The organism is Pseudomonas sp. PSB18 (genome assembly GCF_014596565.1).
GTDB lineage: Bacteria > Pseudomonadota > Gammaproteobacteria > Pseudomonadales > Pseudomonadaceae > Aquipseudomonas.
Map to the genome: position 1 here is coordinate 399,140 of NZ_NOIN01000002.1, position 18,435 is coordinate 417,574.

The following is an 18,435-nucleotide window of genomic DNA, read 5'->3' on the forward strand; positions in this document are numbered from 1 at the left end:
GCCTAATATTCCACCTTCGATGTAAGCCTTTGGCGCTGGAAAACCCCCATCCCTCACAAGACAAAAAGGCTTCGGAAAAACCGGCTCCTCCTGTGAGCGTTGACAAATCGCAGGCAAAAAAATGCCCGGCGAACCGGGCATATTTTTTTGCGTGGATTTACAGGTTGTAGCCACGCTCGTTGTGCTGGGCCAGATCCAGGCCAACAGCTTCTTCTTCCTCGGAGACACGCAGACCCATGACGGCGTCCAGGACCTTGAGGATGATGAAGGTGACGATCGCGGTGTAGATCACCGTGAAGCCCACGCCTTTGACTTGAATCCACACTTGCGCACCGATATCGGTCACGGTGCCGAAGCCACCCAGGGCCGGCGCGGCGAACACGCCGGTGAGGATCGCGCCGAGGATACCGCCGATGCCGTGCACGCCGAAAGCATCCAGGGAGTCGTCATAGCCGAGTTTGCGTTTGAGGGTGGTTGCGCAGAAGAAGCACACCACGCCCGCCGCCAGGCCGATCACCAGGGCGCCCATCGGGCCCACGGTGCCAGCCGCCGGAGTGATCGCAACCAGACCCGCCACCACGCCCGAGGCGATGCCCAGTGCGCTTGGCTTGCCGTGGGTGATCCACTCGGCAAACATCCAGCCCAATGCTGCGGCAGCGGTAGCAATCTGAGTGACCAGCATGGCCATGCCGGCCGTGCCGTTGGCGGCGACGGCGGAACCGGCGTTGAAGCCGAACCAGCCGACCCACAGCATGGCGGCGCCCATCAGGGTGTAACCCAGGTTATGCGGCGCCATTGGCGTGGTCGGGAAGCCTTTGCGCTTGCCCAGTACCAGGCACGCCACCAGGCCTGCGACACCGGCGTTGATGTGCACCACGGTGCCGCCGGCGAAATCCAGCACGCCCCAGTCCCACAGCAGACCGCCGTTACCGGACCAGACCATGTGCGCAATCGGCGCATACACCAGCGTGAACCAAACGCCCATGAAGATGAGCATGGCGGAGAACTTCATCCGCTCGGCAAAGGCGCCGACGATCAGGGCCGGGGTGATGATGGCGAACGTCATCTGGAAAGTGACGAACACCGCTTCAGGGAACAGCGCTGCCGGACCGGTGATGCTCGCCGGGGTCACGCCCGCCAGGAACGCCTTGCCCAGGCCGCCGATGAAGGAGTTGAAATTGACGACGCCCTGCTCCATGCCGGTGGTGTCGAACGCGATGCTGTAGCCATAAATGACCCACAGGATGCTGATCAGACCGGTAATGGCGAAGCACTGCATCATCACGGAAAGAAGGTTTTTCGAACGAACCATGCCGCCGTAGAACAGCGCCAGGCCAGGAATGGTCATGAACAGTACAAGAATCGTGGACGTCAGCATCCAGGCGGTGTCGCCAGAGTTGAGGACGGGGGCTGCCGCTTCTTCTGCCATGGCCAGGCCAGGCATTACGAAGGACAACAGGGCTCCTAGCCCTGCGAATTTACGCAGAGTCATATTGTTTTCTCCTGGGGCGTTGGGGTTTGGCGGCTTAGATGGCGTCGGTATCGGTTTCGCCGGTACGGATGCGAATAGCCTGTTCCAGATTGACCACAAAGATCTTTCCGTCACCGATCTTGCCGGTGTTGGCGGCCTTGGTGATTGCCTCGATCACCCGGTCAAGATCCTTGTCGTCAATGGCGACATCGATCTTCACCTTGGGCAGGAAATCGACCACGTATTCCGCGCCGCGATACAGCTCGGTGTGACCTTTCTGCCGGCCGAAGCCTTTGACCTCAGTAACGGTAATGCCCTGCACGCCGATCTCGGACAACGACTCGCGCACGTCGTCCAACTTGAACGGCTTGATGATGGCAGTGACTAGCTTCATGAAACTCTCTCCCGAATTGGTGGACTTGCCCCAGGAAAACAAACCCGACTCAAGTCTAAGCGCAGTGCCTGGCTTTGTAACGCACCGTCGGCCCAAGTTGCCCGACCAGCGCCAGTCAACCGTGCCAGCCGCAGCTCCCCGCTTCGTCTGGCTGCACTGCATTCGTCACAACGACTGCATCAGTGCATGGGTCATGAGCCTCTAAGCAGAAACCTTGCCATCTGCACCAAAACCCCGTGATTTCAACTCCTTAACCGTCGAGCCCACCTTTCTCACGCCATCAACCGCGGCGATACGCACAACAACAGTGCGACAGCCTCCGGCCTCGTGCGCAAAAAGCGTGCATCCGATGCATGCGAATTGACTATAGACACTGCGTGGTACACTGCCGCCATCGTTTTCAGGATTGCTGCCATGCTCGCCCCCAAAGACCTGCTCGACGCCCTCAGCGGCCATGCCTCCCGCCTCTTGAGCGGCGACACTCCCCTGCCCAAGAGCGAAATCGAAAGCCAGTTCAAGGCGCTGCTGCAAAGCGGCTTCAGCAAACTGGACCTGGTAAGCCGGGAAGAATTCGACAGCCAGATGGTCGTGCTGGCCCGCACCCGGGCGCGGCTGGAGAGCCTGGAGGCGAAGGTGGCGGAGTTGGAGGCGCGACTTACCACTGACGTGAAGTAAGCGCTACCGATGAGACACGTTGCGGGCTCGCAGTCGCTGTCAGATGCATTAAAGGACGTGAGCCTTCAAACAGCTGGGATGTCCGCTCCCTATAAACGTCCTTCATTTCTCCAAGACCAGTCCTACAAGTATCGGCGTTGCTGACTGATTTCCGCGCCCATTGCTCCTCATTACAGTTCTCACCTTGAACCCGGTAGAACGCTACTAATGAGAAAAAAAGGAAAAGGCACCGATCTTCGTAACCAGATACTCAAATCCGAAGCGCGGAAACTCGCTCATCGAACAGTATCAAACGATCCTGACGCTCAGGAGGCTGGAGTTCAGGGATCAGCGCTCAAACTTGAACCGATCACATCCGAAGCGATCAATGCGTGTCACTCCTGGGAGGAGAAACTGCTCTACCCATGGCATCGCGTTCCCGATTGGAAACGCAGGGACGCCAAGGGTCTGGATATCGCGATTTGGCATCGGGAAGTACTGTGCGGTCTGTGCTACGCGACTCCCAGGAAAAGCACTGTTCGCCTAAAAATCGTACTGCTTCAGGGCAGCCCGGACCATACCCATCCACTGCGCGGATGGGTCGCTTCGATAGCGCTTCTAACGACTGAGTTTTACGCGCGGATGCTGGACTGCAATCAGATTGAGGTCCAAGAGCCAGAGGCAGGCGCTATCCCTTACTACCTCAAATTGGGATTCAGTTTCGATGCGGCCCGGCGCCTTGTCATTTCGCTGGACGCTCCCTAAGATCAATCAAAGCTCTCGGGCACGAGGTGTCGATGAAAACTGAAAAACGTAAAGCCAAGCTGATATTAGCTGCTGAATGCCATGCCGAGACTCGCCGCTCAGTTGGCGGCATATCTGCCACCCAGATCCGCTTTTTGAAAGTTGCGGCGGCCTGCGGTAAAGAGATGGAGCCAGCCGGTCTGCTCGCGGGCGCACGCGGCTGAAATCCGATGCTGTAAACGACTGACTTCATCACGATCTGTTGACGATTACCTATCCAGCACGCATGACCTGAACTCCAGGGATCAGAGCCGGAAACGACCCACCAACGTATTGAATGACACCGCCAGGTTGGACAGCTCCTGGCTTGAAGCATTGGTCTGGTTTGCCCCAGCCGCCGTCTGGGTCGAGAGATCCTGGATATTCACCAGGTTGCGATCCACCTCACGGGCCACGTGGGCCTGCTCCTCGGACGCCGTGGCGATCACCAGGTTGCGGTCGTTGATCTGCGAAATGCCGTCAGCAATCTGCTCCAACGCCTCGCCGGTCGCCCGAGCCAGGCCCTGGGTCTCGGTAACCAGTGCCTGGCTCTTGCTCATTGCATCGACCGCGCTATCGGCACGATCCTGGACCGCGTGGATCATGCTTTCGATTTCGCCGGTAGACGACTGGGTACGCGCCGCCAGTGCGCGAACCTCATCGGCCACCACGGCAAAGCCTCGGCCCTGCTCCCCTGCTCGCGCGGCTTCGATCGCTGCGTTGAGCGCCAGCAGGTTGGTCTGCTCGGCGATCCCGCGGATCACATCCACCACCTTACCGATATCCCGGACCTGCCCGGCAAGAACACTGACCAGTTCGGTGGATGAGGTGAGTTCCCGGGTCGCATTGTTGATCGCCTGCACTGCATTGCGAGCCTGATCGCGCCCATTGCTGGCTTGCGAGCTGGTCGCTTGGGACGCCTGCGAGGTGGAAACGGCATTGCGAGCCACCTCCTCCACGGCAGAGGTCATCTCGGTCACAGCCGTGGCCGCCTGTTGGATTTCGTCGTTCTGCCGGATCAGGGCACGACTGCCATCGTCAGTGACCGCGGTGAGCTCCTCGGCGGCGGAAGCCAACTGTTCCGAGGCACTGGCAATCTGTTGGATGGTGGTTTTCAAGCTGGCTTGCATATCGCCCAGAGCCTTGAGCAACTGACCGGCCTCATCGCGACTGGTGCTGCTGATATGCTGGGTCAGGTCACCCTGGGCAATGCGTTGCGCGCAGTCGACCGCCACGGCAATCGGTCGGCTGATCAGGCGGCTGATGAACATGCCCAGCAGCAGCGCCGCAATAAAGGCGATGGCAATGCCGCTGTACAACACCGTCTTGGCCGTCACTTCCTGAAGCGTGGCAGCCTTGGCGTCTTCGCTGATCTGGCGGTCGTTGGAGTCGATCATGATCGTCAACTGATCCATCACCTTGCGGTAGGCCTTCTGCAAATCTCCCAACAGCAGCGTGCGACCGTTCTCCAAGTCTCCCGCCGCCATCAGTGCCAGGTACTGCTGCACCATCGCCTGGTAGACGGGCCAGTCGAGCGCCATCTGGTCACCGGCCAGGCGCTCGTCCTCAGCCAGGTTCCCCTTGCGGTAATCGGCAAACGCCTTTTCGCTGGCCAACTGGTTGGCTTTCATCGAGGCGAGAAACTCATCCTTCACGCTCTGCGGGGCGTTGCCTGCGGTCGCCACGTACAGCCGGTACATATCGCGTGTCTGTCCGACGGCCTTGGTCTTGGTCTGCGAGGTATTGGCGACCGAGACCAGGTTGTTGTTGAACACTGCCTGCAGGCGGGCCGACAGCGCGGAAACGCCGCTGACGCCCAGCATGCCCACGGCGAGCGTAATCAGGGCGCAGAGGAAAAACGAAGTGATCAGTTTGGTCGAAAGTTTTGCGTCATTGAGCCAGTTCATCGGTGGTCCTCATGGGTGCTGGTCGAGCAGCCCTGCTGTGTATTTCCCCCGCCCGCATGAATGCCAGGTAAAGGGCCTGTGTACGGATTGCATGACCGATTGGCTCGCCTGGCGACAGGGCACTGTCGACACGTTGCTCGATCGGCTTTCAAACATGTCGTCGTACAACTCACAAAAAACCAGCCGTAATCCAGTACGTTTTCAAGCCTGATGTGGAGTCTCGATTTTGTTCATTGTCCACGTTTCGCTCAGGCACATACTGGGTATCGCCTCGCTTAAATGCCCGTCCTAGACACATCCGATAGAAAAAAATAAATAATGGCTCTTCGCCATATTTATTGAGAAATGTTACATCATGTGAAATATTGATCGCAACATACGACATCGTATAACTGACGCCGATATCTTGACGACCTACAAAACGTGGATGCGTCGAAGCCAACCGTGAGGAGTTACACATGCATCCGCAAAGGAGGGGCCGACCGTTGCCGGGCACGCGCCGGGCAAGGCCTATGAGGCAAAGACTTGCAGGGTGTCTGGCCCTCTTGATGATGAGCGTGGCAGCCCATGGCGAGGCGCTCGACGCCAGTGCCTCGCCAGGTAGACGACTGGCAGTGGCTGCCGATTGCGTGGCCTGCCACAGCACCACTGGCGGCAAGCCTTTCGCGGGCGGTTACCCACTCGCCTCGCCGATGGGCGTCATCTACTCGACCAACATCACCCCTTCCAACACCGCGGGCATTGGCCATTACAGCCAGGCAGACTTCGCTCGCGCGGTGCGTGACGGCGTGACGCCGGACGGCACCCACCTGTACCCGGCGATGCCTTACACCTCCTACGCGAAGATGACTGACAGCGATGTCGCCGCGCTGTACCAGTACTTCATGCAGGAAGTCGTACCGGTGGACACGCCCAGTCCCAAGACCGAGCTCGCCTTCCCCTTCAATATCCGCGCTTCGATGCTCGGCTGGAACGCGCTGTTCCATAGCTCGAAACGCTTCGAGGCGGACCCAGGCAAGTCCGAGCAGGTCAATCGCGGCGACTATCTGGTCAACGCCCTGGGTCACTGCGACACCTGCCATACCCCGCGCGATCTGCTGATGGGTGCCAAGAACGACAAGGCGCTTTCCGGTGGCTCGCTGGGGGCCTGGTACGCCCCGAATATCACCTCGGACAAGACCAGCGGGATTGGTGCCTGGTCGAGCGACGAGCTGGTTGCCTACCTGCGCAGCGGCCATGTCGAGGGTAAGGCACAAGCCGCCGGACCGATGGCCGAGGCGGTTGAAAACAGCCTGCAGTATCTCGACGAAAACGATCTCAAGGCCATCGCCGCCTACTTGCTGCAAACGCCTGCGGTAGCCAACGGTGAGCGCCAGGCCCGTCATACCTTCGGCCAGGCGTCTGACGATGAACTCAGCCTGCGCGGCGGCAAACCGCAGGACAATCCGGGCTGGCACATCTTCAGCGGCACCTGTGCCAACTGCCACCAAGCCAATGGCCAGGGCACCCGGGAATACCCTTCCCTGTTCCACAACACCACGACCAGCCACCGCGACAACCTGATCGCGACCATCGTCTACGGCGTGCACCGGGAAGTCGACGGGATCACCATCGACATGCCAGCGTTCGGCCCGGATGCGCTGTTCACCGATCGCCTCGACGACCAGCAGATCGCGGATGTCACCAACTACGTGCTGTCGCGCTACGGCAACGCCGAACTGAGCGCCACCGCCGCCGATGTCGCGCAGGTGCGGGCAGGGGGAGCCAAAGCGCCCATCGCCGTGCTGGCCCAGTACGGTCCACTGCCCCTGATCGTGCTGGTCCTGCTGGCGCTTTATTGGCTCCGGGCACGTCGCCGGCGACAGGAGGCCTGAACCATGGAAACCTCGATGACTGACAAGCACCTGCCCGTTTCATCCGCGCCGACTGACCGGCTATCGCGCCGCAGCCTGCTGCGCGGCTCGGTCACCCTGGGCCTGGCGGCCCTGGTCGGTGGCCTCGGCCCCTGGCAATCGGTGCTGGCCATGGCCGAGGGCGACCAGGACTTCCTCGCCCTGTCGCAATTTCTCGTCAGCCGCCCGGTCAACCCGGTCCTGGCGGCGCGCTACTACCGCGCCCTGAGCCGTCGCGCGCCGAATTTCAGCGGTAACGTTGCCGCCCTCAAGCAACTGATCGATGGGCAAGGCTTCAAGCATGTCGATGAATACCTGGCCCAGGCCAATCCGGATCCGTCGCTGAAGGCGACCGCGACCAGCATCATTTCGGCCTGGTACCTGGGCATCGTTGGCGAACTCGCCGATGCCGAGCTGATCAGCTACCGCGAATCACTGATGTATCGCCCGACCCACGGCATTCTCATCATCCCAACCTATGGTGGCGGCCCCAACTCCTGGGGCGCCAAGCCAGCCGATACTCAGGACTTCAAACTATGAGCAGCGTTGTCTACGACGCCGATGTGGTCGTCATCGGCTCCGGCGTGATGGGCGGCTTGATCGCCACCGGCCTGGCCAAGGCCAACAAATCCGTGATCGTCCTGGAGGCAGGTCCGCGGGTGAACCGCCGCGACATCGTCGAGACCTTCCGCAATGCGCCGGTCAAGCTGTCGTTGGCCAACGCCAAGCTGCAAGGCGCAGGTTCGCCCTACCCGAGCCTGCCCCATGCGCCCTCCACCTACGGCGACTACCTGCAACAGGTCGGACCGGTGAAGTACAACACCTCGTACCTGCGCGTGGTCGGCGGCACCACCTGGCATTTCGGTTCATCGCTATGGCGCATGTTGCCCAACGACTTTCGCCTCCATTCCCTTTACGGGCGTGGGCGCGACTGGCCGATCAGCTACGACGAGCTGGAGCCCTTCTATGCCCGTGCCGAGACCGAGCTTGGGGTGTCCGGCGTCGACGGCCAGGATGAAAGCGGCCAGGGCGGCGCGGCCTATCCACCGCGCTCGATCCCGTATCCGATGGAAGGCCTGAAGCCGAGCTACATGTTCAAGCGCCTCTCGACCCTCTTGAGCAAGGGCGGCTACAACCCGATCCTCGAACCCAATGGCCGGGCCACCCGCCCCTATGGCAAACGCCCACCGTGCGCCGGCAACAACAATTGCAATCCGGTGTGCCCGATTGCCGCCAAGTACGACGGATCGATGCACATCGATGAAGCCGAGCGCCATGGCGCCAAGGTCCTGGACAACTCGGTGGTGTACAAGATCGAGGCCGGTGACGATGGCAAGATCACTGCAATCTGGTACATGCGCCCGGACAAGAGCCAGCATCGCCTGACCGCCCGCTACTTCGTACTGGCGGCCTATGGCATCGAATCGCCGAAACTGCTGTTGATGTCCACGTCCGAAAAGTACCCCAACGGCATCGCCAACTCGTCCGACCAGGTCGGTCGCAACCTGATGGACCACACCGGCGTCAGCATGAACGTGATGACCAAGGAAGACATGTGGCCCGGCGAAGGACCGACCCAGTTGCTGGTATACCTCAACAGCCGCGATGGGGCATTTCGCAAGGACTACCCGAGCTACAAGATCAAGGTCAGGAACACGGTGCCTACTTCACAGATCACCACCAACCTGATCGCCAAGGGCGTACTGGGCTCCAAGCTCGACCAACAGATCCGCTTGCAGTCGGCGCGCTCCTTGAACTGGGCGGTGGACTTCGAAACGTTGCCGCTGCCGGAAAACCGCGTCACGCCGAGCAAGACCCGCTTCGACGCCATTGGCCTGCCGGTTCCGGAAATCTATTACAGCGTTCCGGACTACTGGCATGCCGGCAAGGAAAAAGCATTGGAGGACCTCAAGCAGTTCGCCCATCTGCTGGACGCCGACATTGTCAGCACCGACGTCGGCTTCCAGAACCGCCAGCACATCATGGGCACCACCATCATGGGCGACGACCCGAAGAACTCGGTGGTCGATCGTGACTGCCGCAGCCACGACCACGCCAACCTGTTCATTGCCGGCACCAGCGTGATGCCGTCATCGTCCTGCGTGAACCCCACGTTGACCGGTGCGGCCCTGAGCATTCGGATCGCCGATCAATTGCTGAAGGAGGTGTAGTCGGACTCGTTCAACCACTTGCCGCTCGTTGGGGCTGGTCTTGGCTGGAGGCGAGCGGCAATTCCAGGATAAAGAGCGCGCCCTTACCCGGGCCTCCACTCTGCACCGTCAGCTCGCCGCCCAGTTCATGGGCCGCCAGGATGCAGCTGTGCAGGCCGAAACCATGGCCATCGACCCGTGTCGTGAAGCCGTGTTCGAACAGGTGGGGGAGATTGTCCATGGCGATACCTTCGCCGTTGTCCTCGACCTCGATCCGCACGCGCTTGTCGTCAACCGCCTTCAGGCGCAGGGTGATCCGGGATGGACGATCCGTGACCGGATCAAGCGCCTGCTTGGCATTGTTGATGAGGTTGATCAGTATCTGCAGCACCTTGTGCTTATCCAGCGCCATGATCGGGATGTCGTCGAGCTCCTTGACCAGCGTCACGTGATGGCGGGCCAGGGACACATGACAGATGCGCACCACGTCCTCGATCAACTCTCGCAACGAGCCCGACTCCAACACGCTGGAGTTCCCGGCATAGGACTGCTGGGTGGCGACGATTTCCTTGATATGGTCAATGCTCCTGGTCAACTGCGCCAACTCGTTGATCATGCTCTGCTGCTCGATGGCCAGCGACTCGGCCAGCTTGCCGAGATAGTCCGGCAATGCGCGACCTTTCGGATCGCTGCTGAAGAAGTCGCCGAGGTCATCGGAATGCTCCTTCATCAATTGAACAACCTTGGCGACCCCCTGCCCTTTGGACGTATGCACTTTGTCATACAGGACCTGGGCCGACACATTGACGCTATTGAGCACGTTGCCCACGTTATGCAGCACGTTGGTGGCGATTTCCGCCATACCGGCCCGGCGTGCGGTGGTGACCAGTTCAGCCTGGGCCTCGCGCAATTCGTCGTTGACCCGGGCCATTTGCTGCGGGCTGGGAATCTTGAGGGCCGCCGGCACCAGCCGGACCAGCAGGATGGCGGTAATCACCGAAGCAATCGCGGTGATCACCTTAACCAGCGCCGACAGCCAGTAGTAGGGTTGCCAGATGGTCAGGATTTCCATCACATGGCTGGTCCCGCAGGCCAGGATGAAGACGCCAAAGGCCGCCAGCATCCAGTCGAAAGGCACGTCCTTGCGCTTGTGGATAAAGTAGATGAGCGTAAAGGGAATGGTGACGTAGGAGAACGTGATCAACCCATCCGCAATCACGTTGGTCCAGAGCAGATCCGGGCGCCACAGGTAGCAATGTCCATGGGGCATGAAGCGGTTATCGGTCAACAGCGCCAGCAGATCGTTCATGGCCGCTTCCTCCCTGAGCCATTGAATTGCCACAAATCGCAGTCTAGCAGAGGCCAGTGTCCCCATTTCCCAGGCCGCCATTCCACCTGCAACATCCTGCCAAGATTTCGCTCATCATTTGCCGCGCCGACGCACTTACCCACGACTAACCTTCAAGCACCGCAGGATGCGGACTTTCATCCCTTTCAAGGAACGATTCATGTCGCTCGCCATCGTCCATAGCCGCGCCCAGGTGGGGGTGGAGGCTCCCGCCGTTACCGTTGAGGTCCATCTTGCCAATGGCTTGCCGTCACTGACGATGGTCGGTTTGCCGGAGGCGGCGGTGAAGGAAAGCAAGGACCGGGTGCGCAGCGCGATCATCAATTCGGGACTGAACTTCCCGGCGCGGCGCATCACCTTGAACCTGGCGCCGGCGGATCTGCCGAAGGACGGCGGACGGTTCGACCTGGCCATTGCCCTGGGCATCCTGGCGGCCAGCGTGCAGGTGCCGACCCTGACACTGGACGATGTGGAATGCCTCGGTGAGCTGGCACTGTCCGGCGCCGTGCGACCGGTGCGCGGGGTATTGCCCGCAGCGCTGGCGGCGCGCAAGGCCGGACGGATGCTGGTGGTACCACGGGCGAATGCCGAGGAGGCTTGCCTGGCGTCGGGCCTGAAAGTGATTGCCGTGGACCATCTGCTTGAAGTGGTGGCGCACTTCAACGGCCACGCTCCAGTCGAGCCTTTCGTTTCGAACGGACTGCTCTCGGCCAGCAAGCCCTACCCCGACCTGAATGAAGTGCAAGGCCAAGTCGGGGCCAAGCGCGCCTTGCTGATCGCTGCCGCCGGAGCGCACAACCTGCTGTTCAGCGGACCGCCTGGTACCGGCAAGACATTGTTGGCCAGTCGCCTGCCGGGATTGCTGCCGCCATTGGCCGAGAGCGAGGCCCTGGAGGTCGCGGCGATCCAGTCGGTTGCCAGTTGCGTGCCCTTGAGCCATTGGCCGCAACGGCCTTTTCGCCAGCCCCATCACTCGGCATCCGGCCCGGCGCTGGTCGGTGGAGGCTCCAAACCGCAGCCGGGCGAGATCACCCTGGCCCACCATGGCGTGTTGTTCCTGGATGAATTGCCGGAGTTCGACCGCAAGGTCCTGGAAGTCCTGCGGGAACCACTGGAATCGGGCTACATCGTCGTGTCACGCGCCCGCGATCGCGTGCGCTTCCCGGCGCGCTTCCAGCTGGTGGCGGCGATGAACCCTTGCCCTTGTGGATACCTTGGCGAGCCCAGCGGCCGGTGCTCCTGCACACCCGACATGGTGCAGCGCTATCGCAACAAGCTCTCAGGCCCGTTGCTGGATCGCATCGACCTGCACCTGACGGTCGCGCGGGAAGCCACGGCGCTGAATCCCAGGCGCGAATCGGGTGAGGACACGGCCACCGTGGCCGAACAGGTGGCCGAAGCCCGTGAACGCCAGCAGACGCGCCAGGGCTGCGCCAACGCGTTTCTGGATCTGCCCGGTTTGCGTCGGCATTGCACGTTGTCTACAGCCGATGAAACGTGGCTGGAAACGGCCTGCGAGCGGCTGACTTTGTCGCTGCGAGCCGCCCATCGCCTGCTCAAGGTCGCCCGGACGCTGGCGGACCTCGAGCAGGCGGGCCGTATCAGCCGGGAGCACCTGGCTGAAGCCTTGCAGTATCGTCCTGCTACGGCTTGAACCGTGTCACGGTTTGCTCAGGTCCACCAACGGTGTGTTTCGCACCTCGGTTTTGCGTTCGCCCTGGATCTCACCGATGCGTTTGAGCGCCTTGTCCACGGCGCCCTTGTCCGCCAGCAGGCTGTAATGGATCTGGAAGTGCTTCTGCTCTTTCGGCGCGATGGACGGCACCAGGCCCAGTGGACGCTGGTAATGGCGGTTATAGGAGAAACTGGTGCCCGGTTCCAGCCCGGTCACGTAACCCTGGCCTTGGGTGTCGGTGTTTTTCCACAAGGAGAACACGGGGAGCGTTGCGGTGTTGAAGCCCACGGACACACCGAGGCTACCGGCCTTGTTGTGCAGTACGGTGAGGGTGTCGCCCTTGGCGTCGGCGTAAGGCACCACGTTATAGACGGTTTCGTCGTAATCCTTGGTGGGCGCCCGGTAGGTTTGCCAGTCGGCCAGATCGCCCTTGGCCTTGTCATTGAATGGCGAGACTTGCTTGACCGGCGCGGCGAAACGGGCGCCCTGTTCCAGGAACGGCGTGCTGAAGTTGCTGTGGTAGAGCGCCTGGTATTCCTTCGGATAGTCGCCGTTGTTGGTCAACGTGTCGTTGAGGGCGAAGGTTACGCTGCCAGGTTCGGTGACCAGCTCGGTCTGCACCGAAAAATCGACCTTCTTGAAAGCCTGCTCCTTCAACTCGCCCCTCAGGGTAATGGCATAAGGGGCTTTTTCATCGATGTGCAGGGTGACCTTGTTGGCCGGGATATTGGCGGCGCGACCGTGCAGCGTCAGCAGTTCGCCATTGTCCATGCCAGGGTGCCCCACCCACTCGTAACCACAACGGGTGACCAGCTCGTTGAAACCTTCGAGCCAGCCCAGCCCGCCGCGACCGTTGAGTTCGATGAAGGCCGGATTGACCACTTCCTTGACCGGCGAGTCCCAACCCATCCGCGCATTCCCGACCGACGCCTGCAGCACGTTCATGCCCCGGGTGGGGACGACCGAAAGCTTCATGGTGCCGTTGTCGATGTCGACGATGCTGACGCCTTCCTGGCGACCGCCATGCAGGGTGCGCATCGTCACGGAAAAGGGTTTGTCGGTCTTTACGCCGAGCTGCTGACTGGTGATCTGCCAGGGTTGAGCGGCTTTATCGGTATCAAGCAGGACATAGTCCCAGGCCATGGCATGGGAAGCAGCGCCCAGGGCGCCGAGGGTAACAAGGAGTTTGAGCGGAGTCATGGACTTGGCCTTTTATTGGAGTTGTGCGGTTTTTATAGACTTGAAGAAACGTTTCAGCAAGCTTAAAAACGGCAATAACCTTAAAAAAGCACGTTGGAGGAAATTAAAGCCGGGGAGGCTGAAGCCTTGGTGGTTGAAACCCGAAACCTGTGGGAGCGAGCCTGCTCGCGATTGCAATAACTCACAGGTTGCACAGATGTCGCCTGTGCCGACGCCATCGCGAGCAGGCTCGCTCCCACAATGATCTGGGGCGGGCCTGCTGCGGTGGTTGTAAGGGACTCAGCGGAACCGGTTGACCTCTTGGCGCAAGTCTTGCGCCAGTTTTTCCAGTTCCTTGGCAGTGACCGCCAGGTTCGAGACCACTTCGCGCTGTTCGCTGTTGGCCATGGCGATACTTTGCAGGTTGCTGCTGAGCAGGGTCGCCGTGCTGCTTTGTTCCTGGGTGGCGGTGGTGATCGCCGCGAACTGCTGGCCTGCCGAACGGCTTTGCTCGTCGATGCGCGCCAGGGCCGAGGCTACGTTGGCATTGCGCGACAGGCCTTCCTGCATCAACAGGTTGCCCTGTTCCATCGTACTGATGGCGTTGCCGGTTTCCTGCTGGATGCTGGTGATCATGCTGGAAATCTCGTCAGTGGCCTGACGGGTACGGGAGGCCAGGCTACGGACCTCATCCGCCACCACGGCGAAACCACGCCCCTGCTCGCCTGCACGGGCGGCTTCAATGGCGGCGTTCAGGGCCAGTAGATTGGTCTGCTCGGCGATGGAGGTGATCACGCCGACGATCCCGCCGATTTCCTGGGAACGCTGGCCCAAGGTGTTGATGACCGTGGCGGTGCTGTTCAACGCGCCAGCAATCTGTTCCAGGGACGAAGACGCTTCATCCATCGATGTCCGACCGATCCGCGTCTGCTGGGCGTTTTCCTGAGCCAGGCGCTCGGTATTGCCCATGTTGTCGGCAATGTTCAACGAGGTAGCACTGAACTCTTCCACCGCGCCGGCCATGCTGGTGATTTCGCCGGACTGCTGCTCCATCCCCTCATACGCACCGCTGGACAACCCGGACAGGGCCTGGGCACGGCTGCTGACCTCCTGGGAGGCCTTGCGGATATGCTCGACCATGGTCGACAGCGCCTGGCTCATCTGGTTGAAGGCTCGCGACAGTTGGCCGATTTCATCATGGCTCGACACGTTCAGGCGAACGCTCAGATCGCCGGCGCCCAGCGCTTCTGCCTGGCGCACCAGATCGCCCAGAGGTGCCAGCTTGCTGCGCAGCAGCCACATCGCCGCGCCGACCGCCAACAGCATTGCTAACAGGCTGCCAATGGCCAGTTGCGTACCGACGCTCCAGGTCACCTCGCGAATCTCGGCCTTGGGCATGCTCGCCACCACCGCCCACGGTCCGCCTTCGAACGGTACGGCGACGCTGTAGAAATCTTCGGCGGTGTCGCTCCAGAACGCGCCCTTGCCCGGCTCTTTCACCAGGCCAACGATGGTCGTGACAGCGGCATCCAGCGCCTGGACGCCCGCCGGCGGCACCAACCATTTGTTTTGTTCATCCAACAGGGCCAGCGAGCCGGTCTTGCCGATGCGGAAGCGCTTGAGGTTCTCGAACTGCGCATTCTGCGCATCGGTGTAGTCAAACCCCACGTACAGCGCGGCGATGATCTTGCCGCCGCTGTCACGAACCGGGCTGTACTGGGTCATGTAATAACGGCCAAAGAGCAGGACCCGGCCAATATAGCTCTGCCCACTCATCAAGCGGGCGTAAGCCGGGCTGGCGTGATCCAGCACGGTGCCAATGGCTCGCGAACCGTCCTGCTTGGCCACCGACGTACTGACGCGGATGAAGTCGTCGCCGCTGCGCACGAACACCGTGGCGGTGCCGGCGGTCATCTGCTTGAACTCGTCAACTTCCTTGAAGTTGTTGTTCAGCACCTCACTACCCAGGCTCAGACTCGGCGTCTGTACGCCTGCCACCGCAACCGGCTGGTCCGGGTGCACGTTCAGGCCCGCGCTGAAGCGCTTTTCGAACAGGCCAGCCAAGCGCTGGGTGCTCTCGCGCAAGGTGCCGTGGAAGGTATTGAGCTGATCGGCCATCAGACGCGCTTCACTGGCCAGATGCTCTTCACGAGTGGCGAGGTTGGCAGCGTCCAGCGAACGCAAGGCGAAGACGGTACTGCCGGAGATCACGATCGCCAATATCACGGCGAGGGCAAGGCCTAGCTGTGAGGCGATCCGGGCACGGGGTTGAGACATGACGGCTCCTGGCCGAGACACCGGATCATCCTGATCACGTCGCACGCTCGGCATTTTATTCAAGGTAGGTATATGTTTTGCCCTTTCTGAACGAGGGTTCCATGTCACGGGTTCGGCCGCAAAGCCGGATACTTGAGCGGCCAGCAAGGATTAATATCAAGCTGCCACCACTCGTACTGCAACGTTTCAGCCAAGACGCTCCACCTGGGGTAGAAGCATGGCCTTGACTTCGCCTTGCAGAAAATCACTGAGCCGACGCAAACGTTCACCTCCCGGGCGGGTTTTCGGCCAGACCAGGTAATAATGCTCGCCACTGGCGACGGCGGTCGGCCACGGCAGGCTCAAGCGCCCTTGGGCCACATCTTCAGCCACCATCAATAGGTCGCCCATGGAAACACCGTAACCGCGCGCCGCTGCAATCATGCCCAGCTCCAGCGTATCGAACACCTGCCCGCCCTTGAGCGAGACCTTGTCGGACAAGCCCATGCGCGCCAGCCAACTGCGCCAGTCGCGACGGTCCGGCGTGGGATGGAGCAGTTCGGCGTTGGCCAATCGCTGCACATCCCACGGTTGATCGTTCAACAGGTTCGGCGCGCCCACGGGGATCAGCTCCTCGGGGAACAGGAAACTGGCCTCCCAATCCGCAGGAAAATGTCCGTTGCCCAACAACACCGCACAATCGAAAGGCTCGGTGTTGAAGTCCACCGAATCGACGTCCATCCAGGCGCTGGTCAACTGCACCTCATTGCCCGGCTGCAAATGCCGGAAGCGACTCAGGCGCGCCAACAGCCAACGCATGGTCAGGGTCGAGGGGGCCTTCATGCGCAGAATGCCGTCCTCACCCGACAGCGTATGGCAGGCCCGTTCCAACGCCATGAACCCATCGCGTATGCCTGGCAGCAACAACCGCGCCGCTTCGGTCAATTGCAGATTGCGACCGCTGCGCTGGAACAGCCGGCAGGCAAAATGCTCCTCGAGCGTGCGGATGTGGCGGCTCACCGCACTCTGGGTAATCGACAACTCTTCTGCGGCCCGGGTGAACGAGCTGTATCGCGCCGCCGCTTCGAATGCCCGCAGCGCATAAAGAGGTGGAAGACGACGCGACATCGGAAGACGCTCCAGGGATGGGTTTCACACACCCTAACAGAAAGATTCCATACATGAGTTTTAATCATGTCTGCCATCGTTTTTATCCTTTTGTGCGAAGCGTCGCAAGCGCCGAGAATCGTCGCTTTACAGCCTCGTTTGAACATGGAGCGTGATGATCATGCAGCATCCTGTGCGTACCGAACTCCGGGCCATCCTGCGGCTGGCGGGGCCGTTGATTGCCTCGCAGTTGGCGCACATGTTGATGGTCCTGACCGACACCCTGATGATGGCGCGCCTGAGCCCCGAAGCCCTGGCCGGCGGTGGCCTGGGGGCGGCGAGTTATTCGTTCGTGTCGATTTTCTGCATCGGCGTGATCGCGGCGGTGGGCACGCTGGTGGCGATCCGTCACGGCGCCGGCGACATCGAGGGGGCCACCCGATTGACCCAGGCCGGGTTGTGGCTGGCCTGGCTGATGGCGCTGGGCGCCGGGTTGTTGCTGTGGAACCTCAAGCCGGTATTGCTGATGTTCGGCCAGACCGAAACCAACGTGTTGTCCGCCGGACAGTTCCTGCTGGTGTTGCCGTTTGCCCTGCCCGGCTACCTGAGCTTCATGGCCCTGCGCGGGTTTACCAGCGCCATCGGCCGGGCCACGCCGGTCATGGTGATCAGCCTCGGCGGCACGGTGGCCAACTTCCTGCTCAATTACGCACTCATCACCGGTATGTTCGGGCTGCCGAAACTGGGCTTGATGGGCATCGGCCTGGTCACTGCCATCGTTGCCAGCTGCATGGCCCTGGCGCTGGCCTGGCATATCCACCGGCATCCGGCATACCGCGCGTACCCGCTGCTTGAGGGCTTGTTCCGGCCGAATCGCCAATACCTCAAGGAGCTGTGGCGCCTGGGTCTGCCGATTGGCGGCACCTATGCCGTGGAAGTCGGGCTGTTCGCGTTCGCCGCGCTGTGCATGGGCACCATGGGCAGCACGCCGTTGGCGGCCCACCAGATTGCCCTGCAGATCGTGTCGGTGGCGTTCATGGTGCCGGCAGGGATGTCGTACGCAATCACCATGCGCATCGGCCAGCACTACGGCGCCGGACAACTGCTGATGGCCCGGCTCGCCGGGCGGGTCGGCATTGGCTTCGGCGCTGCGGTGATGCTGGCTTTCGCCATGGTGTTCTGGCTGTTGCCGAATCAATTGATCGGTTTGTTCCTGGACCACAACGACCCGGCGTTCCGTCCAGTGATCGAGCTGGCGGTGAGCCTGCTGGCCGTGGCGGCGTGGTTCGAACTGTTCGACGGCACGCAGACCATCGCCATGGGTTGCATCCGTGGGCTCAAGGACGCCAAGACCACGTTCCTGGTGGGCCTGGGTTGTTACTGGCTGATTGGCGCGCCGGCGGCCTGGTGGATGGCGTTTCACCTGAGCTGGGGACCGACCGGCGTCTGGTGGGGACTGGCCCTGGGGTTGGCCTGCGCGGCGGTGAGCCTGACGTTGGCGTTCGAAGGGAAGATGAAGCGGATGATCAGGGGCGAGCCGGGACAACAGGGTTTCGAGATCGTCCAGACTGAATGAAACCTTTGTGGGAGCGAGCCTGCTCGCGATAGCGGTATGTCTG

15 protein-coding genes and 2 pseudogenes are annotated in these 18,435 nt (G+C 61.2%); 8 read left to right on the forward strand and 9 right to left on the reverse strand.

Annotated elements, in window-relative coordinates; all coding sequences use genetic code 11:
• Window positions 1–157: 157 nt before the first annotated feature.
• Window positions 158–1,492 (reverse strand): ammonium transporter, encoded by a 1,335-nt coding sequence (locus CGA22_RS05955; protein ID WP_041021804.1) that lies wholly within the window; start codon window positions 1,490–1,492, stop codon window positions 158–160.
• Window positions 1,493–1,526: 34 nt separating this feature from the next.
• Complete coding sequence (gene glnK, locus CGA22_RS05960) at window positions 1,527–1,865, reverse strand: P-II family nitrogen regulator (RefSeq protein ID WP_002555808.1); 339 nt, start codon at window positions 1,863–1,865, stop codon at window positions 1,527–1,529.
• 414 nt (window positions 1,866–2,279) lie between these two features.
• Here glnK and CGA22_RS05965 point away from each other — a divergent pair, with 414 nt between their 5' ends.
• The 3 genes from CGA22_RS05965 (at window position 2,280) to CGA22_RS05975 (ending at window position 3,487) form a co-directional block, all read left to right on the forward strand.
• Window positions 2,280–2,540, forward strand: coding sequence for an accessory factor UbiK family protein (locus CGA22_RS05965; RefSeq protein ID WP_041021805.1), 261 nt, complete (start codon window positions 2,280–2,282; stop codon window positions 2,538–2,540).
• 207 nt (window positions 2,541–2,747) lie between these two features.
• Window positions 2,748–3,284 carry an N-acetyltransferase gene (locus tag CGA22_RS05970; RefSeq protein ID WP_188258506.1) on the forward strand — a complete coding sequence of 179 codons (537 nt, stop codon included), beginning with the start codon at window positions 2,748–2,750 and terminating at the stop codon, window positions 3,282–3,284.
• A gap of 32 nt (window positions 3,285–3,316) precedes the next feature.
• Complete coding sequence (locus tag CGA22_RS05975; protein ID WP_177329259.1) at window positions 3,317–3,487, forward strand: hypothetical protein; 171 nt, start codon at window positions 3,317–3,319, stop codon at window positions 3,485–3,487.
• An 81-nt stretch (window positions 3,488–3,568) separates the two neighbouring features.
• Here the strand turns inward: CGA22_RS05975 and CGA22_RS27365 are convergent, their stop codons facing one another.
• Entirely contained in the window at window positions 3,569–4,432 is an 864-nt protein-coding gene (locus CGA22_RS27365; protein WP_370444516.1) for a methyl-accepting chemotaxis protein, read from the reverse strand.
• Window positions 4,427–5,209 (reverse strand): annotated as a pseudogene (locus CGA22_RS27370) (MCP four helix bundle domain-containing protein); the annotation flags it as partial. The pseudogene CGA22_RS27370 and the gene CGA22_RS27365, both read right to left, overlap by 6 nt.
• 512 nt (window positions 5,210–5,721) lie before the next feature.
• Between CGA22_RS27370 and CGA22_RS05985 the strand changes: the two are divergent.
• From CGA22_RS05985 to CGA22_RS05995, 3 genes are read left to right on the forward strand one after another with little or no spacing between them, the layout of a single operon-like run.
• On the forward strand, window positions 5,722–7,083 hold the full coding sequence (locus CGA22_RS05985) for a cytochrome c (RefSeq protein ID WP_188258507.1): 1,362 nt from the start codon (window positions 5,722–5,724) through the stop codon (window positions 7,081–7,083).
• Between the two features lie 15 nt (window positions 7,084–7,098).
• Window positions 7,099–7,641: a sorbitol dehydrogenase family protein gene (locus CGA22_RS05990; RefSeq protein ID WP_223194685.1), complete on the forward strand. Its 543-nt coding sequence runs from the start codon at window positions 7,099–7,101 to the stop codon at window positions 7,639–7,641.
• Window positions 7,638–9,272 carry a GMC family oxidoreductase gene (locus tag CGA22_RS05995; RefSeq protein WP_041020793.1) on the forward strand — a complete coding sequence of 545 codons (1,635 nt, stop codon included), beginning with the start codon at window positions 7,638–7,640 and terminating at the stop codon, window positions 9,270–9,272. Before CGA22_RS05990 ends, CGA22_RS05995 begins: the two co-directional genes overlap by 4 nt.
• 10 nt (window positions 9,273–9,282) lie before the next feature.
• Here CGA22_RS05995 and CGA22_RS06000 read toward each other — a convergent pair whose 3' ends face one another.
• Window positions 9,283–10,560 carry a sensor histidine kinase gene (locus CGA22_RS06000; protein WP_188258508.1) on the reverse strand — a complete coding sequence of 426 codons (1,278 nt, stop codon included), beginning with the start codon at window positions 10,558–10,560 and terminating at the stop codon, window positions 9,283–9,285.
• Window positions 10,561–10,759: 199 nt separating this feature from the next.
• On the opposite strand from CGA22_RS06000, the gene CGA22_RS06005 reads away from it, so the two are divergent.
• On the forward strand, window positions 10,760–12,253 hold the full coding sequence (locus CGA22_RS06005) for a YifB family Mg chelatase-like AAA ATPase (protein WP_041023324.1): 1,494 nt from the start codon (window positions 10,760–10,762) through the stop codon (window positions 12,251–12,253).
• A 6-nt stretch (window positions 12,254–12,259) separates the two neighbouring features.
• On the opposite strand, the gene CGA22_RS06010 is transcribed toward CGA22_RS06005, so the two are convergent.
• The 4 genes and pseudogenes from CGA22_RS06010 to CGA22_RS06020 form a co-directional block, all read right to left on the reverse strand.
• Complete coding sequence (locus CGA22_RS06010; RefSeq protein WP_041023325.1) at window positions 12,260–13,474, reverse strand: aldose 1-epimerase family protein; 1,215 nt, start codon at window positions 13,472–13,474, stop codon at window positions 12,260–12,262.
• 279 nt (window positions 13,475–13,753) lie between these two features.
• The gene (locus tag CGA22_RS27375; protein WP_370444525.1) at window positions 13,754–14,614 is read right to left on the reverse strand and encodes a methyl-accepting chemotaxis protein; all 861 of its coding nucleotides are present in this window, start codon (window positions 14,612–14,614) and stop codon (window positions 13,754–13,756) included.
• 42 nt (window positions 14,615–14,656) lie between these two features.
• Window positions 14,657–15,784 (reverse strand): annotated as a pseudogene (locus CGA22_RS27380) (Cache 3/Cache 2 fusion domain-containing protein); the annotation flags it as partial.
• 132 nt (window positions 15,785–15,916) lie between these two features.
• Window positions 15,917–16,837, reverse strand: a complete 921-nt coding sequence (locus CGA22_RS06020) for a LysR substrate-binding domain-containing protein (RefSeq protein WP_041023327.1) — start codon at window positions 16,835–16,837, stop codon at window positions 15,917–15,919.
• 154 nt (window positions 16,838–16,991) lie between these two features.
• Between CGA22_RS06020 and CGA22_RS06025 the strand changes: the two genes are divergently transcribed.
• Complete coding sequence (locus tag CGA22_RS06025) at window positions 16,992–18,392, forward strand: NorM family multidrug efflux MATE transporter (RefSeq protein WP_084213783.1); 1,401 nt, start codon at window positions 16,992–16,994, stop codon at window positions 18,390–18,392.
• The last annotated feature ends 43 nt before the right edge of the window (window positions 18,393–18,435 follow it).

Bases quoted from the DNA above. Each gene is read 5' to 3' on its own strand.
- CGA22_RS06005 (WP_041023324.1), top strand. From the start codon at position 10,760: ATGTCGCTCGCCATCGTCCATAGCCGCGCCCAGGTGGGGGTGGAGGCT.
- CGA22_RS06000 (WP_188258508.1), bottom strand. From the start codon at position 10,560: ATGAACGATCTGCTGGCGCTGTTGACCGATAACCGCTTCATGCCCCAT.
- CGA22_RS05990 (WP_223194685.1), top strand. From the start codon at position 7,099: ATGACTGACAAGCACCTGCCCGTTTCATCCGCGCCGACTGACCGGCTA.
- CGA22_RS05955 (WP_041021804.1), bottom strand. From the start codon at position 1,492: ATGACTCTGCGTAAATTCGCAGGGCTAGGAGCCCTGTTGTCCTTCGTA.
- CGA22_RS06010 (WP_041023325.1), bottom strand. From the start codon at position 13,474: ATGACTCCGCTCAAACTCCTTGTTACCCTCGGCGCCCTGGGCGCTGCT.
- CGA22_RS05975 (WP_177329259.1), top strand. From the start codon at position 3,317: ATGAAAACTGAAAAACGTAAAGCCAAGCTGATATTAGCTGCTGAATGC.
- CGA22_RS05965 (WP_041021805.1), top strand. From the start codon at position 2,280: ATGCTCGCCCCCAAAGACCTGCTCGACGCCCTCAGCGGCCATGCCTCC.
- CGA22_RS05995 (WP_041020793.1), top strand. From the start codon at position 7,638: ATGAGCAGCGTTGTCTACGACGCCGATGTGGTCGTCATCGGCTCCGGC.
- CGA22_RS06025 (WP_084213783.1), top strand. From the start codon at position 16,992: ATGATCATGCAGCATCCTGTGCGTACCGAACTCCGGGCCATCCTGCGG.
- glnK (WP_002555808.1), bottom strand. From the start codon at position 1,865: ATGAAGCTAGTCACTGCCATCATCAAGCCGTTCAAGTTGGACGACGTG.
- CGA22_RS27365 (WP_370444516.1), bottom strand. From the start codon at position 4,432: ATGCAAGCCAGCTTGAAAACCACCATCCAACAGATTGCCAGTGCCTCG.
- CGA22_RS06020 (WP_041023327.1), bottom strand. From the start codon at position 16,837: ATGTCGCGTCGTCTTCCACCTCTTTATGCGCTGCGGGCATTCGAAGCG.
- CGA22_RS27375 (WP_370444525.1), bottom strand. From the start codon at position 14,614: ATGAGCCAGGCGCTGTCGACCATGGTCGAGCATATCCGCAAGGCCTCC.
- CGA22_RS05970 (WP_188258506.1), top strand. From the start codon at position 2,748: ATGAGAAAAAAAGGAAAAGGCACCGATCTTCGTAACCAGATACTCAAA.
- CGA22_RS05985 (WP_188258507.1), top strand. From the start codon at position 5,722: ATGAGGCAAAGACTTGCAGGGTGTCTGGCCCTCTTGATGATGAGCGTG.